The organism is Alphaproteobacteria bacterium (assembly GCA_030739735.1).
GTDB lineage: Bacteria > Pseudomonadota > Alphaproteobacteria > UBA7887 > UBA7887 > UBA7887.
This window is the reverse complement of sequence record JASLYQ010000013.1, coordinates 61,091-76,115: the sequence shown is the minus strand read 5'-3', so window position 1 is coordinate 76,115 and position 15,025 is coordinate 61,091. Positions and strand designations below refer to the sequence as shown.

Genomic DNA, 15,025 nt, shown 5'->3' with positions numbered 1-15,025 from the left:
CTTCGCTATCGATAACGTTCCGGCAGGCACCTACACGCTCAAAGCGTGGCATCCGAGATTTGGCGTCCAGGAAACGGAAGTTACTGTCGATGCCAGCGGCGACACTGTCGTCGAGTTTACTTATTCGGCCGAATAGGCACTTGTCGAACCGGAGACGGGCATCGGGCGAGCCCTGTCAGTGGAGGATAACGCGATGATACGGCCCTCTGCGCTTTTGCTTAGTCGAACGGCTACGGCTAACGCTGCTGTTGTTGCGGCGGGGCTTTGCTTTGCTTTGTTGTTTCCCCCCGGCGTGGCGGCCGAGCCCTGGCCAGAGATTGGACCGCTGCCGGCTGCTGATGCTGCCGATCCGGCTGCTGTGGAAATGGGCAAGCGGTTGTTCTTTGATGCACGGGTCTCGGGCGACGGCGCCATAAGCTGCGCCACATGCCATAATCCTGCTAAGGGCTATGGCGATGGTCTGCCACTCTCCAAGGCTTATCCCGGCACGCGCCACTTTCGGAACGCGCCAACCCTGATCAACGCCCACTTCAAGGCCTCTTTCGCCGACGTCGGCTGGGGTTGGGCCGGCCAGATGGGCGGCAATCTTAACGATGTCATGCGGGACCAGATCACCGAGACGGTGAGCATGAATATGGATATGCGCATCATGCACGAGCGCATGAAGCAGGACGTGGTCTATGCCGAGATGTGCGCCTCGATTTACGGTGGCGACTGCTCTTCGGGAAAGGCCCGTAAGGCGCTGGTCACCTTCGTCGAGACCCTGGTCTCTATCGACGCTCCCTTCGACACCGGAACCATGTCGGAGGCCGCCGAACGCGGCCAGGCCCTATTCGAGGGCAAGGCCAGCTGCATCAGTTGTCACAACGGCCCCTATTTCTCGGACGGCAAGCCGCACAACACCGGCGTGCCCGAGAACATGGAAGTGTTTCGCGATCCTATTCGCCATCTCACTTATCGCGCCGTGATCCATTCCTACGGCGTGCCGAAGATGGGCATCTGGCGCCGCGACGTGGGCTATTTCATGGTCAGCAAGAATTATGGTGACGTCGGCAAGTTCATAACACCGACCTTGCGCGAGACGCTCTACACGGCGCCTTACATGCACAACGGCACCATCCCCACGCTGGCCGAGGTGGTCGCCTTTTACGACGACGGCGGCGGCCAGGACGATCCGCTCGCGAGGGAGCTCGAGCCACTCAATCTCACGCGCGGCGAGCGCTCCGATCTGGTGGCCTTTCTGGAAAGCCTGAGCAGCGTCACGCCAGTGACCATGGATCCGCTAAAGATCGATCAGAAGTACCAGCCGACTGACGATTGGCTAAACGTACAGAATTAGAGAGCGAGACAGGCCATGAAGCAGACACTGCGTATGTTGGGATTGCCGCTGCTGAGCATTGTGGCGATGATTACTCTCGGCATTCCCGGTGCCTGGGCGGAGGACGACCCGGACTTTGATCCGCCGCTGGTACCGCTGCCGCCGGTGCCCGAGCCGCCTGACAACCTGATAACGCCGGAAAAGGCCGAGCTCGGCCGCCTGCTCTATTTCGATCCCAAGCTGTCGGGCGATGCTAGCCTGGGCTGTGGCGACTGTCACGATCCTAAGCAGGGCTGGGGCTTCAACGATCCCATCTGCCGTGGCTATCCGGGCGTGGTGCATTGGCGCAACTGCCACACCGCGGTCAATACTGGTTACCTCAGCAAGCTTTTCTGGCAGGGCAACGCCACGAGCTTAGAGGCTCAGGCTAAGTCTGCCGCCACCGGCGGCATATCGGGAAATGGTGAGGCGGACGTTATGGAGCAAAGGTTGCGCCAGACGCCCTACTACGTTGCCGAGTTCAATCGCGTCTTCGGCACCGAGCGGCCGATCCTCAACGACGCCTGGCTAGCCATCGCTACTTTTGAACGCGCTATGCTGACCCAGTACGACACGCCTTTGGACCGCCACCTAGAAGGCGATGACACGGCGTTATCGGATGAGGCCAAGCTCGGTCTTGAGCTGTTCACGGGCAAGGCCAACTGCATCGAATGCCACAATGGCCCGGTACTGTCAGATGAGAAGTATTACAATCTTGGTGTGCCGCGTCCCTATGAATGGGAAGAGACCGGCCTCAACACCATCACCTATCGCTTCGAGCTCTACCAAAAGGGCGTGCACGAGGATTACTATCGAGAGTTCAAGGACGATCTAGGCCTCTATTTCACCACCAAGCGCCCCAGCGACATGGGCAAGTTCCGCACCCAGCCTCTGCGTTATCTCGCCTACACAGCGCCCTACATGCACGCCGGGCAATTCTACACCTTGGAAGAGGTCATCGACTTCTACAATGACGGCGGTGGCGACAATGAGTTCACCGAGCGGGCCGGCAACAAGACGCCCATCCTCAAGCCGCTCAATCTGAGCGACGAGGAGAAGGAAGCGCTGGTCATTTTTCTCGAGGAGATCAGCGGCGAGGAGATCGTTATGCCTGTGCCGAAGGTTCCGACCTACGAGGCGATGCCGGATGTCGCCGGCCTCAGCCAAGCCGAAGCTAAGCGTATCGGGCTCGAGTTCTATCTCGCCGCCCAAGGGATTGAGTAGGGAAAGCGTCATGAGCAGCCTCAAGACGGACGCACACGAACACGCAATAAAATCTGAGCCGAAACACGATTGTCTCAGTCGCCGCAGCTTTCTCATTGGCACTGGTGCCGCGGCGACCGGAACGGTAATGCTGACCGGCATCCCGGGGCTCGAAGGCAAGGCCTGGGCGGCCCATGTGGCGCGCTACCCGCGCATCCTGATAGCCAAACTCAGCGCACTTCAAGTGGAACGACCACAACGCTTCAAGTATCCCGATGACGGCAAGAATACCAACAGCATGTTGGTCAAGCTTGGGCAGGAGGCGGGTGGTGGTATAGGTCCCGATCGCGATGTGATCGCCTTCAACACGCTTTGCACCCACATGGGCGCAGACCTCGGCCGCTACTACAAGGCCAGCGACACGGCGCTCGGCCCGTGCCCGTTCCATCAATCTGTTTTCGATCTGACCCGGCACGGGATCATCATCAGCGGTCACGCCACGGAAAGCCTACCGCAGGTTCTGCTTGAGCTCAAAGGCGACGAGATTTGGGCCGTCGGCATGGTCGGCCTGATTTACGGCCGTTACGACAACCTTGCGGCATAGAGGGGAATATCCACCATGGCAGTCACCACCTCTACACCCTTCTATCAGCCCGTCGACACCGTCACCCTGCCACCGATTAACGCCGAGGTACTGACCACCTGTTGTGATTACTGCGTCGTTGCCTGCGGTTACAAAATCTATCGCTGGCCGGCCGAGGGCCCGCATGGCGGACCGGCCAAGGAGGAGAACGCACTCAACCGCGACTATCCGCTTTCACCGCTGGCGGGCAACTGGCTGGGTCCGAACCAGTTCACGCAGGCGGGGCACAACGGCAAACTGCACAACTTCGCCATCATCGCCGATGCTGACGCCGACGTGGTCAACGTACGCGGCGGCCACAGCATCCGTGGCGGCTGTATCTCGCAGAAGGTCTACAGCCCGCGGCTGGCCACGCGCGACAGACTGAAATACCCCCTGGTCCGCGTCAACGATATCTTGATGCCGGTGACCTGGGATTTCGCTCTCGACATCATGGCCGAGGTGTCCAAGCACGTTATCCGCCATCACGGCGAACAAGCTTGGGCAATGAAGTATTTCAGCTACCAGTTTTACGAGAATACCTACGCGCTGACCAAACTAGCCTTCCGCAGTATCAACACGCCCGCGGTCGCACATCATGATCATCCCTCGATCGTCGACTCGGCGCCGGGCTGGACTGATATAGGCTACGATATCTTCGGCGCCTGCTATGAGGATTTCTCACTCGCCGATTGCATCGTCTGCTCCGGTACGGATCCCTATGAGACTAAGACCGTGCTTTGGAACGAGTGGATTCTGAAAGGCATCGCCAAGAACAAGACCAAGGTGATCATGATTAACCCGCGCCGGACCATGGGCGCGGCCTATGCCGAGAAGCATGGTGGCCTGCATATCGACCTCAACCCAGGCTCGGACACCGTCGTGCACATGGCGATCCAGAGGATCATCATTGAGAACGGCTGGCAGGATCAGGCATTCATCGACAAGTGGACGAATAATTTCTGGGAGACTGATTCCGGCTTCGGCCAGGGGACACGTAACACACCGTGGCAGTGGCGCACCACCTGGGGCAAGTTCCAGGTCGATGGCTGGGAAGACTGGAAGGAATGGCTGCTATCGCAGGAGGAGTCGAAACCCGAGGTGGCGGCACGCATCGCCGGCATCGACCCGCAGAAGCTCTATCAGGCGGCCGAGATGATGGCCAAGCCGAAGGAAGACGGCGAGCGTCCACGCACTACCATTGGCATTGAAAAAGGTAACTATTGGTCGAATAACTACCTTAACACCGTGTCGATCGGCACACTCGGCATTATCCTCGGTTGCGGCGGCCGTCCCGGACGCGCCATCACGCGCTTCGGTGGCCACCAGCGTGGCGGCAGCAATGGCGGCCCCTATCCTAACCTCAAGTCACCCTACAAGGTTGGTGGCAGGCGGCGTAATCGCCTCGACCTCGACCGCTGGTTGCAGTCTGGACAGGTGCGCTTCGCTTATGTGGTCGGCACCACCTGGGTCCAGGCCATGGCTGGCTCGTCGGCGCTCGAGGATGCCTTCCGCCGCTATACGCGCAACAACCCGCACCAGATCCGCTCGCTCGACAAGGAAGAGATCATCGCAACTCTCAAGCGACGGGTCGACAGTGGCGGCACGGTCGTCGCCAACCAGGACATCTATATGGTCGACCCGATAGGTGCCAAATATGCCGATATCGTGTTGCCAGCAGCGACTTGGGGCGAGTCCGATTTTACGCGCGCGAACGGTGAGCGTCGCATTCGGCTGTATTCGGCTTTCTACGACCCGCCGGGCGATGCTAAGCCGGACTGGAAGATCGTCTCCATGTTCGCCAAGAAGATGGGCTTCTCTGGCTACGACTGGAACGAGCCCAACGACGTCTTTGAGGAATCCTGTCGCTTCAGCCGTGGCGGGCGTACCGATTACAATGTGCTGCGCACCGTCGCTATGCGACGAGGTATGAAAGCGCATGAATTGTTGCGTAGCTATGGTACCACCGGTCTGCAATGTCCGTTGCTTCTCGACGGCGATACTATCCTCGAGACCAAGCGGCTGCACGATGTCGAACGCACCGACGTTCCAGACACCGGGCCAGAAGGGGTCACTGTGGCGGGCAAGAATATTTTTGCCTTCAAGAGCCACGCCGGAAAGCTCAACCTGCTGAAATCACCATGGAGCGTGTGGAGCGACTTCTATGATTTCATGACGCCCAAGGGCGATGAGCTGTGGGTGACCAATGGCCGCATCAACGAGATCTGGCAATCGGGTTTCGACGATACCGAGCGGCGCGCCTATATCCAGCAGCGCTGGCCCATGAACTTCGCCGAGATCCACCCCGACGATGCTGCCTCGCGCGGCATTGAATCCGGCGACATGGTAGCCATTCAGTCGGCGCGGGTACCAGTGCTGAAGGACTACAACCTCTTCGTCAAGAGCGATGATATGAGCTTCGACGGCCAGATGAAGCGCGGTCATATTGATTTGGTGACGGGACAGTTCTCGGCCGTGGCGATTGTCACGCCGGCGATCAAGAAAGGCGTTGTATTCACCAATTTCTTGGCCAAGAACGCGCCGGCCAACGCCATTGTACCGCGCGTGCCGGATCCGCTAACGTTGAACTATCGCTTTAAGATCGCATCGGGCACGGTCCAGCGCATGGGTGAATCACCCTTCAAGAAGGACTTCTCGCAAATGTCCTTCAGACGTCGCGACATCGTCTAAGGGTAGGCGGTGGGAAGGCATGCGGGTGCGTAGCGGAGCGATGACAATGGCGGCGCAGGCGGCCTGGTGTGCGATCCATCCCGGTTGTGTCGCTGGTTGGCGATGATAGCAGCGCTGGATAACGATCCACCGGCGAATACCGATCCTTTCGGCGAAGGTGCGGACCGTGTTGCCGTTGTCGCGGCGCTGCGCGCCAAGCTCGACGGGGATGTGCCGGACCTGCGCAGTTGCAGCCTCGCGGCCCTGGCCCGCCTCGGTGCGCTCGATTTGGCAACCCGCACGCGGCTTGTGGTAGCGCTCGACGATGCTGATCCGGACATCCGCGGCCATGCTGCCATGGCGGCCGGTACGTTGGTGCTTGATGACGCGGTCGAGGCCCTGGTGGCGCGGATGAAGGGTGACCCCGATGGCGAGGTCCGCATCCATGCCACCGTGGCGCTCGGCGCCATCGCCGCGCCGCGCTCGCTGCCGGCGTTGGTCGACTGCCTTTCTCACGAGGGCTATCCTGCGCTCGATAACCCGGTCGACGATGACGAGTTCATGGCATCCTGGGAAGTCGAGGCGCAAGCTCTGAAGGCGCTCGGCAAGATAGGAGGTATGCGGGCGCTGCCGGCACTTCTGGCGGTGGTCGAAGACCCGGAACTCGACGACCTGCAGGAGCTTGCCATCCAGGCTCTTGCCAGGCTCGACGGTGAGGCGGCACGACAGGCGGTTCTGACGCGCCTCGGTGGTGAGGACGCTCGTGCCCGGCGTCGTGCAGCGCGGGCCCTGGTGCAGCTGCCGGAGATCGCTGCCGGTGGGGGTCGCTTGGCTCCAGACCTGGTAGCGTTAATCCCGCAATTGCTCGACGACCACGACCCCTTGGTGCGTATCGGCGTGATCCGCGCACTCGGCGCCTGTGGCAACCGAGATTATATAGTTCCGCTCGTGGGCTTACTCGTTTCCCGTGACACGGAAGTGCGCGAGGCAGTCGTTGCCGTGCTTATGCAACGTGGCGACGCTGCGCTTGAGCCGCGCCTGCTTGAGTTGCTCGCATTTCGCGATGAACAGGTTCGCCAGGCGGTGGTTAGGGTCTTGGCTCGCATCGGCGGCAGCACCTCGGTGGTGCCGCTGGCTGCGCTGCTCGATGGCGCCGGTGGGGAGTTGCAGCGCGATGTGGTTCGCGCCTTGTCGGCAATCGGTGAGCCCGGAGCGGAGCGGGAGTTGTTGGCCTGTCTCGCCGATTCCGATGCCGACATCTATGTGCGTGCCGAGGCGCTAACAGCGCTGCACCCAGGTGACGGTGAGGACAACGCGGCCCGCAGCGCTCTGTTCGCCGCCATCGGCGACAGCGACGAGCGCATTTGCCACGCGGCAGCGACGACCCTGGCGAATTTCGATAGCGCCGCTGTCATCACGCGTCTCATCGAGGTACTCGCGGTCGGCGGACAGACGCAGGAGGCACCTGTGCCGGAGGGCACGGTGCTGCCACCAGAGATCGTCGACTGGGTGCGTGATTCGGCTGCCGCGGATCCCGCCACTTCAACGCTTGCCGCGATGCTCGCTGCTGAGCCAGAAGGACTGGCCGGCGCAAGTGAGCCGGATGCCGAGGACGGCGAGGCGCCAGCGCGCGTCGTTGCCGCCAAGCTGCTGGGGCTGCTTGGCACGGCCGATAGCCGCGTGCCGCCCGCCCTGATCGCTGCGGCGGGGACCGGTTTTCCCGATTTGCGTGCACAAGCGCTTGCTACCCTTGCCGGGTTTGAAGACGTCGGTGCGGTCGCAGCGGTTGTGGCAGGCTTGGCTGCGGACCAGCCCGCGATCAGGTTGGCGGCTTTGGCCACCGCCGAAACCTATGCCGCAACGGCTGAAACCGTGGCCGGCGCTAGTGCGCTGCTCGACGACTCGGATGTTGATATTCGCTCCCGCGCCGTGCGCTTCCTCGTGCATTGCGGTGGGGAGGTGGCCGACAAAGCGTTGTTGCACGGCCTGAACGACGCAGAGACAGACGTCTGCCGAGAGGCGTTGCGCGGGCTGACGGCAGAGTGCTTCGGCGACCCGCAGCGCGATGCGACGCTGGCTCTGCTATTCCGACCCGATGCCAGCCTGGCCCGTGATGTGATCGCTGCGCTGCGGCGCGTTGCTGACGGACGTTCGGTTGTCAGGCTCATGCATATTCTGTCGCAACCGGAATGCATCGGGTTGCATGGCATCTGTATTGACTCCCTCGCCGGCATTTTGGCTCCGGGCGTTGACGGGACAAGCGAGGTCGCGTGAACAAATTTATGGCGCGGTATGCCCTTTCGAAACTTGTCTTTGCGCTGTTTGTCTTTCTGCTGTCGGGTGGTCTGGCCGCTGCAGACGAGGAGGCCAGCACGATCGAACCTACGGTCGAATGCGGAGAGGCGTCTGCCGTAGGCACCGATGCTGAAGGCGGGTCACCGAAACCCATAGAAGATGAGGTCCTAGCGCTGCTCTACGAGGAGAACTGTGCCTTTTGTCATGGTTATGACGGCACTCCGATACTTCCCGGCACACCCAATTTTGCGGAAGGCGAGCGCCTCGAAAAATGCAATGCGGCACTGCTCGTGACCATGAAGATGGGCAAAAACGACATGCCACCCTGGGAAGATGTGCTCAGCCTGCACGAGCAGCGACAGCTTCTGAATTTCGTCAGGCGCTTCGTTGCCGGAGAGAAATAGATGACAGTTTCGCACAGGCCCGGTGATCGTAGGAGCTGGTGCCGCCTCGGCGTCACCGCGCTCGGCGTGCTTTGCTTGGCGCTTATTGCTTCGCCGGCGGCAGCGCAGGAGATAAACGAATACCGACAGTTTCTGGGTTTGGATTCACGCCGCCTTGTCTGGTTCCTGGCCCAGATGCACCTGTTCTTCGGCGCCTTCGTACTCGGTGTTCCACTGTTTGCGGTGATCGTCGAGATCGTCGGCTGGCGCAATCGTGACGAGCGCCTCGACAAACTGGCCTACGAGTTCACGAGTCTGCTAAGCGTCGCCTATGCCACCACCGCCGCGTTCGGCGGACTGTTGGCCTTCGCCTTGTTCACGCTCTATCCGACATTCATGGGCTACATGGCGGGGACCTTCAAGGACATCATGTTCCTGTATGCCATGCTGTTCTTCGCCGAAACCTTCCTGCTCTACATGTACTACTACGGCTGGAACTGGATGAAGGGCGGTAAGGCCTTCGATGTCCGTCTACAATGGCTGTTCAAGAGCCTCGGCGTGCTGGTGCTAATCTTTGGCGCCGTGTTCTTCTTCACCGGGCTGGGCGTCGAGATGCGTGGCGACACGCGCAGTTTTATCGTCCTTCTCTACATCATTCCCGTGGGCGCCGGCTTGCTCATCCTGCGCGGGCCTAAGACCACCCACATCATGATCGGCATTCTGCTCAATGTAGCTGGGACTGCCATCATGCAACTCGCCAACAGCTGGGCCGGTTTCATGATGAGCCCGGCCGGGGTCAGCGAGACCGGTGAGATGGTGGGCACTCTGTGGCAGGCCTTCGAGAACGTGTTGGCGACACCAGTGGCGATCCACCGCATGCTTGGCAACATGGCCTTCGGCGGCCTTGTCGCGGGCTCCTATGCTGCGGTTAAGTTTATCGGCGCCAAGAGCGCTGCCGAGAAGGCGCATTACGACTGGATGGGATACATCGCCAATTTCGTGGCCATCATGGCATTGATTCCACTACCTTTCGCAGGCTACTACTTGGGTCGCGAGGTATATTCTACCAGTGCCGTGATGGGTAACAACATGATGGGCGGAGATTTCTCCTGGACCTTTATCATCCAGGCCATGCTGGTGGGCTCGCTGTTCCTGATTTCGAACTACTATCTGTGGAGCGGTATGACCCGTATCCCCGGAGCGGAGCGCTACTACAAGTATATCAAGTTCATTCTCGGTGCGATTATCCTCTCCTTTGCTATCTGGTTGACGCCGCACAACCTGCCGCTCAGCGGTCAGGAGGTGGGTCAGATGGGTGGCAGCCAGTTCCATCCCACCCTCAAGTTCCTCGGGCTAATGCCGGCTAAGAACGCGGTGGTCAATTTGATCATCCTGTCGACCTTCTTCAGCTTTCTGCTGTACCGCCGCGGCAATCGCAGCGATGTGCTGCCGATCAGAGATCAGGGGCGGCTGCCGCTGATCGTCATCCCCCTAGCCGGACTGGTGGCGATCCTGATCGTCGGCCAGTACGCGGTGAGCCTTCTGGGCATGGACCCGGCAGAGCTCGACTTACCCGAGGACCGCGCCAAGTATTTCCGCACCGTCGGCTGGCTGCTCGTCTTCAACTGTGCCACTGCCGTGGTCTCTGTGGCGCTGGCGTTGCGCAATCTCGGCAAGTTGGCGCAGGGCATCTATCTGGCGGTGACCGCCTTCAACGTCGTCATTTTTCTCGGTGTTTACGGTTTTGTGGTCATGGAGCAGGCCTCACCTTTCCTGCGCAACGTCGCCGTCGCTCAGTTCCTGCAACTGATCAGCTGCCTTATCCTGGTCACGGCTATCGATGTCTTCCTGTTCCGCGGCGCTAAAGAGATCGGCACTCTGCAATGGGGCAAGATGACTGTCCGTAGCCAGTTTGCGCTGCTGGCGCTGACTTTCGTAATCACCATGAACATGGGCCTGATGGGCTTTATCCGCTCGGGCCTACGCGGCGATTGGCACATCTTCGGGGTCATGCGCGACACCTCCGAATGGGCCTTTACGCCGTCCAACTTCATGATGACCAAGATGGTCGGCTCGGCGGTGTTCGTATTCATGATCGCCATCGCCTTTATGTTCTGGCTGGGCGGCATCGCCGCCAAGCGCGGCAAGGAGGAAGCTGAGAGCGAGACCACGCCAGCAAGCGCCGAGCGGAAGCACGCCTAATGATTGGCGCGGTGGGCAAGGCTTTCATCTTCCTGGTGGTGCTGCTGGGCGCCTTCATGTGGGTTGGCCAGACGATTACTGCTATGACTGGTGGCGGCAAGCGCGCCGCGGCCGTCGTCGATGTTAGCCCCGAAGGCGGCGAGGTGATCTTCTGGGGCAAGGGGCGCTGCTACACCTGTCACAGCGTCGGCGGGCGCGGCAGTGCCGTACGTTGCCCCAATCTCGGTGTTTTCGGCGAGAAGTTCGCGATTCCGATCGGTGCCCGCGCCGCCGAGCGCGCGCGTTTGCGCTCGGAAGAGACCGGCCTCGACTACACCGCTACTGACTATCTGGTCGAGAGCCTGGCCAAGCCGGACGCCTATCTGGTCGAAGGCTTCAAGAACGAGATGGCTATCGTCTATGCGCCGCCGATCTCACTCAATCTCACTGAAATAAAGGCGGTGATTACTTACCTGCAAAGCCAGGGCGGTGAGATAGACCTCGAGGCGCTGGAGACTCCGAGCGAGATCACAGCCACCTATTTTGAGCGTATCGCGGCGGCCAGCGCAGCTGGCGGCGGCGACCCGGGCAACGGCGAAGTAGTTTATGAGGACAACTGCATCGACTGCCACGTGCTCAAGGGCGAGGGCGAGGAGATCGGTCCCGATCTCAGCAGCATTGCTCAAAAGGGCCTCAAGTTCATCGGCGAGTCGATCACCAGCCCGACCAAGGAGATTAGCGAAGGCTACGAAACCTATGTCGTGGTCAATCTGGAGGGGCGCAAGTTCACCGGACTGAAGACCCGTGACGAGGCCGAGGAGATTGACATCACGCTGGCCAATGGTGATGTCGTCACCTTGGCCAAGAGTGACATCAAGGAGATCGCCACTGACGACACCGTGAGCGTGATGCCCGCCGACCTGATCGAGGAACTGACGATCAAGGATTACCAGGATGTGCTCTCCTTCCTGGTCATGCAGAAGGGCGATGAGGAAGGCGAATGAGCGTGGACAGGGGCATGGCGGCATGAAGAGAATTGGGCGCTTCTGGTCGGTCGTTCTGACCCTGGTCATCATCTATGCCCTAATCCGCTGGGGCATTCCTGCAGCCTCGCGCGAGATTACCACGCTGCCCTTCCCGCTGCCGGTGCCGGGCGCCCTGATCTTCATTTACATGATGCTGGCGCTAGTGGCGATGTTTCTACTCGTCACCTTTTCCGACGAAGCCATGGCCGACTTTCTGCGCCCCATCAAGGCACTGCTGCGGGCCGAATTTGGCAAGTTACCGCGGACAGCAGCGCTGGTGCTGGTGCCCTTTATCGCCGGCTGGCAGGTCTACGAAGTCACCGTGCCCAGAGTCGAATTGCCTGTCTCGCTGCGCATTCAGCATCCGTCCTCGAACTTCCCGCGCGCCAATGAGGATTTGAAGAACCCGTTCAGCGATCCCAGCGATGCCGACATCGACGTCTTTATCGCCGAAGCTGAGGCGGGTGAAGTGACGCTGATCCCGCAGGTCATGGACGATGTTGAGCTGTGGATGGACGAGACCGAGCCCGACCACATGCTCGAGTTCCTGCCCTTCGAGCCGGTCAAGGCCTTTCTCGCCCAGCTTGCTGCAGGCGAGGTCGACCGCGAGGTGGCGCGCGCCGCTCTGGTGGAGAAGACGCTGTTCGAGGGGCGCGCGCTGTACAGTATGAACTGTCGTCCCTGCCACGGCGACAGCGTCGCCGGTGACGGGCCGATGGCAGATGGCTTCAAGCTCAGGCCGATTAACTTTACCGACAATGGCACCATCGAGACCATCGTCGAAGGCTACACCTTTTGGCGTGTCGAGAACGGTGGGCCTGGCCTGCCGACGGAAGCGACGCCGTGGGATTCGGCGATGCCACAATGGAAGCTGAACCTGACCGAAGAAGAACGCTGGAAGATCATCATGGCCGAGTACGACCTGGCCGAAAAAACACCGCGTATTCCGGAGGGGCACTGATGACTTGGCTGCAAGCCATGACGGTCGGTGCGGTCGCCCTGCTGGCGGCCCTACCGGCCGTGGCGGCCGATACGCCGAGTGCGCCGATGCCAGAGGTTACTGAAGAATTCGTCGAGCAGGGCCGCGCCATCTACATCCGGCGTTGCAGCTTCTGCCACGGACTGATGGGTGATGGCGAAGGTCCCGCCGCGCAGTTCCTCGACCCGCGGCCGCGTGATTTCACCCTCGGCACGTTTAAGTTTCGCACCACGCAAAGTGGCGAACTGCCTACCGACGAGGACCTTTTCCGTACCGTCAGTCGCGGCCTATCTGGCACCGGCATGCAGGCCTTCGACAGCGGCCTGATCAAGAGCGGGCTCAGTGAAGAAGAGCGCTGGCAGGTCATCGCCTATATCAAGACCTTCGCCTTCGAGTTTGATGATCCCGAACTCGACCCGATCGCCACCGGCAAGTTGGTCTCGCTGCCGGCCAACCTGGCGGCCTACAACGCGGAAACCATCGCCAAGGGGCAGGAAATCTTTGAGCGCGCCAAGTGCTGGGAATGCCACGGCAAGCAGGGGCGCGGCAATGGTCAGAAGGCGTTCGACCGCAAGGACGACTGGGGCTTCCCGATCCGTATCCGCAACGTCACCCTCCCCTGGAAGCTGAAGGGCGGTGCCAGGGTTGAAGATATCTACATGCGTTTCTCGACCGGCATTAACGGCACGCCCATGCCGTCCTTTGCCAAGGCGCTGAACGACGAGGAGCGTTGGTATCTAGCGAACTTCATCAAGTCGCTGCAACACCAGGCCACGGACGCCCAGGTGCTGGCGGCGCTGAGCATCGAGGGCGAGGTGCCGAGCACGCCGAACGATCCGGCCTGGGAGGCCGCGTCAGCGATCGATCTGCGCTTGGCCGGCCAGGTGATAGTGGCGCCGCGCTGGCAGAACCCGAGCATCGAGTTGGTCAGCATCCGCGCCATCAACAACGACAAGGAAATCGCCTTTCTCCTCGAATGGGACGATCCCTTCGAGGATCGGCTGCACGACGTCGAAGCCGAGTTCGACGCCAGCGAGATCAGCCAGCCTGGCGCCTTCAATTCATACGTCCCGGCCATCGACACCATTCCGCGAAAACTCGAGACTTTCCGCGACTCGGTGGCGCTGCAATTTCCGGTGCGCGCGCCTGAAGGCACTGCCAAGCCTCATTTCCTGCGTGGCGGCGCTTCCACGCCGGTGAACCTGTGGACCTGGCTAGCGGACCGCTCAGGCGAGGGCGAGCGAGTGGTTGAGGAATCGCTGGTGCGAGGTTGGGGCCAGGCACCAAAGCCTCAGGCCGAGGACGAGCAGCAGATCACGGGCAGTGCGGGTTGGGCCGAGGGCCGTTGGCAGGTGGTGATGCGGCGTCCACTGCTCACTGATGACAAGAACGACGTGCAGTTCGCGCGCGGCCAGTTCATCCCCATGGCGATCAACGCTTGGGATGGCTCGAACGGCGAACACGGGCTCATCATGAGTCTGTCGAGCTGGTACTTCGTGGTGCTCGAATCGCCGATTCCGATATCGGTCTATCTGTTCGCGGTGCTCGCAGTGCTCATTACCGGGGCGCTTGGCTACTGGTTAATGCGCAAAGTGGAGCGCGAGACGTCCGCACAACCACAAACAGTGGAGAGTGGAAAATGAGAGTAACATCTCTGGCATTGTTGGCCGGCGCGCTTGCCGTTCTGGCCGCTGCGCCCGCTGCCGCCGACCCGGCGGTTGGCGCACAGACCTTCAGCGACAATGGCTGCACCGATTGCCACTATACCCAAGGTCCGGCGCGCGAGACCAGCATCGCTGACCAGCTGGCGAAGACCGGGCCCGAGCTCTGGTATGCGGGGAGCAAGTTCCAGGCCGAATGGCTTGCGGCCTGGTTGCAGGATCCCCAGCCGATCCGGCCGCGGGCCTACAATGCGTCCAACGAGCCAAATCCGAACAACCATCCGGCACTCGGCGCCGATGATGCTACCACGGTTAACGAGTTTCTCATGACGCTGGTTTCCGACGCGGTCGAGGCCGGTGTGATTAAGCCCAAGAAGGGCGCCAAGGGCCGCAATATCTTCACCAAGAAGATGCCGTGCACGGGCTGTCACCAGTTTCCCACCAAGAAGAAGTTCACCGGCGGTTTCAGTGGCCCGTCGCTGATCGGTGCCGGCAGCCGCCTAAACCCCGATTGGATATTCGCCTATCTGATGAATCCGGACGTGTTCAAGCCGTTCAAGGCGATGCCCACCTTCTCCGGACTGCTCAGCGAGAAGAAGATCAAGGCGGTGGCGGCCTATGTCGCCCACTTCGAATAGGGGAGCAGGAG

The 15,025-nt window shown here is 60.8% G+C and carries 11 protein-coding genes; all 11 read left to right on the top strand.

The window, feature by feature from the left end; all coding sequences use genetic code 11:
• The first annotated feature begins 193 nt into the window (after positions 1 to 193).
• Positions 194 to 1,339, top strand: coding sequence for a cytochrome c peroxidase (locus tag QF629_08165; protein MDP6013501.1), 1,146 nt, complete (start codon positions 194 to 196; stop codon positions 1,337 to 1,339).
• 15 nt (positions 1,340 to 1,354) lie between these two features.
• Positions 1,355 to 2,581 (top strand): cytochrome c peroxidase, encoded by a 1,227-nt coding sequence (locus QF629_08160; protein ID MDP6013500.1) that lies wholly within the window; start codon positions 1,355 to 1,357, stop codon positions 2,579 to 2,581.
• A gap of 10 nt (positions 2,582 to 2,591) precedes the next feature.
• Positions 2,592 to 3,164 carry an arsenate reductase (azurin) small subunit gene (locus tag QF629_08155; GenBank protein MDP6013499.1) on the top strand — a complete coding sequence of 191 codons (573 nt, stop codon included), beginning with the start codon at positions 2,592 to 2,594 and terminating at the stop codon, positions 3,162 to 3,164.
• Positions 3,165 to 3,179: 15 nt separating this feature from the next.
• On the top strand, positions 3,180 to 5,873 hold the full coding sequence (locus tag QF629_08150; protein ID MDP6013498.1) for an arsenate reductase (azurin) large subunit: 2,694 nt from the start codon (positions 3,180 to 3,182) through the stop codon (positions 5,871 to 5,873).
• A 66-nt stretch (positions 5,874 to 5,939) separates the two neighbouring features.
• Positions 5,940 to 8,126, top strand: coding sequence for a HEAT repeat domain-containing protein (locus QF629_08145; protein ID MDP6013497.1), 2,187 nt, complete (start codon positions 5,940 to 5,942; stop codon positions 8,124 to 8,126).
• An 8-nt stretch (positions 8,127 to 8,134) separates the two neighbouring features.
• Positions 8,135 to 8,551 (top strand): cytochrome c, encoded by a 417-nt coding sequence (locus QF629_08140; protein ID MDP6013496.1) that lies wholly within the window; start codon positions 8,135 to 8,137, stop codon positions 8,549 to 8,551.
• Positions 8,552 to 10,732 carry a cytochrome ubiquinol oxidase subunit I gene (locus QF629_08135; GenBank protein MDP6013495.1) on the top strand — a complete coding sequence of 727 codons (2,181 nt, stop codon included), beginning with the start codon at positions 8,552 to 8,554 and terminating at the stop codon, positions 10,730 to 10,732.
• Positions 10,732 to 11,715, top strand: coding sequence for a c-type cytochrome (locus tag QF629_08130; protein MDP6013494.1), 984 nt, complete (start codon positions 10,732 to 10,734; stop codon positions 11,713 to 11,715). The genes QF629_08135 and QF629_08130 overlap by 1 nt, the downstream gene beginning before the upstream one ends.
• A complete protein-coding gene (locus QF629_08125) occupies positions 11,699 to 12,697 on the top strand; it encodes a cytochrome c (protein MDP6013493.1) in 999 nt (332 codons plus the stop codon). Before QF629_08130 ends, QF629_08125 begins: the two co-directional genes overlap by 17 nt.
• Positions 12,697 to 14,358 (top strand): ethylbenzene dehydrogenase-related protein, encoded by a 1,662-nt coding sequence (locus QF629_08120; protein ID MDP6013492.1) that lies wholly within the window; start codon positions 12,697 to 12,699, stop codon positions 14,356 to 14,358. The genes QF629_08125 and QF629_08120 overlap by 1 nt, the downstream gene beginning before the upstream one ends.
• Entirely contained in the window at positions 14,355 to 15,014 is a 660-nt protein-coding gene (locus tag QF629_08115) for a cytochrome c (protein MDP6013491.1), read from the top strand. Before QF629_08120 ends, QF629_08115 begins: the two co-directional genes overlap by 4 nt.
• Positions 15,015 to 15,025: the final 11 nt, after the last annotated feature.

Excerpts from the sequence above, each read along its gene's own strand:
- QF629_08165 (MDP6013501.1), top strand. The coding sequence starts at position 194 with ATGATACGGCCCTCTGCGCTTTTGCTTAGTCGAACGGCTACGGCTAAC.
- QF629_08160 (MDP6013500.1), top strand. The coding sequence starts at position 1,355 with ATGAAGCAGACACTGCGTATGTTGGGATTGCCGCTGCTGAGCATTGTG.
- QF629_08155 (MDP6013499.1), top strand. The coding sequence starts at position 2,592 with ATGAGCAGCCTCAAGACGGACGCACACGAACACGCAATAAAATCTGAG.
- QF629_08150 (MDP6013498.1), top strand. The coding sequence starts at position 3,180 with ATGGCAGTCACCACCTCTACACCCTTCTATCAGCCCGTCGACACCGTC.
- QF629_08140 (MDP6013496.1), top strand. The coding sequence starts at position 8,135 with ATGGCGCGGTATGCCCTTTCGAAACTTGTCTTTGCGCTGTTTGTCTTT.
- QF629_08135 (MDP6013495.1), top strand. The coding sequence starts at position 8,552 with ATGACAGTTTCGCACAGGCCCGGTGATCGTAGGAGCTGGTGCCGCCTC.
- QF629_08130 (MDP6013494.1), top strand. The coding sequence starts at position 10,732 with ATGATTGGCGCGGTGGGCAAGGCTTTCATCTTCCTGGTGGTGCTGCTG.
- QF629_08125 (MDP6013493.1), top strand. The coding sequence starts at position 11,699 with ATGAGGAAGGCGAATGAGCGTGGACAGGGGCATGGCGGCATGAAGAGA.
- QF629_08120 (MDP6013492.1), top strand. The coding sequence starts at position 12,697 with ATGACTTGGCTGCAAGCCATGACGGTCGGTGCGGTCGCCCTGCTGGCG.
- QF629_08115 (MDP6013491.1), top strand. The coding sequence starts at position 14,355 with ATGAGAGTAACATCTCTGGCATTGTTGGCCGGCGCGCTTGCCGTTCTG.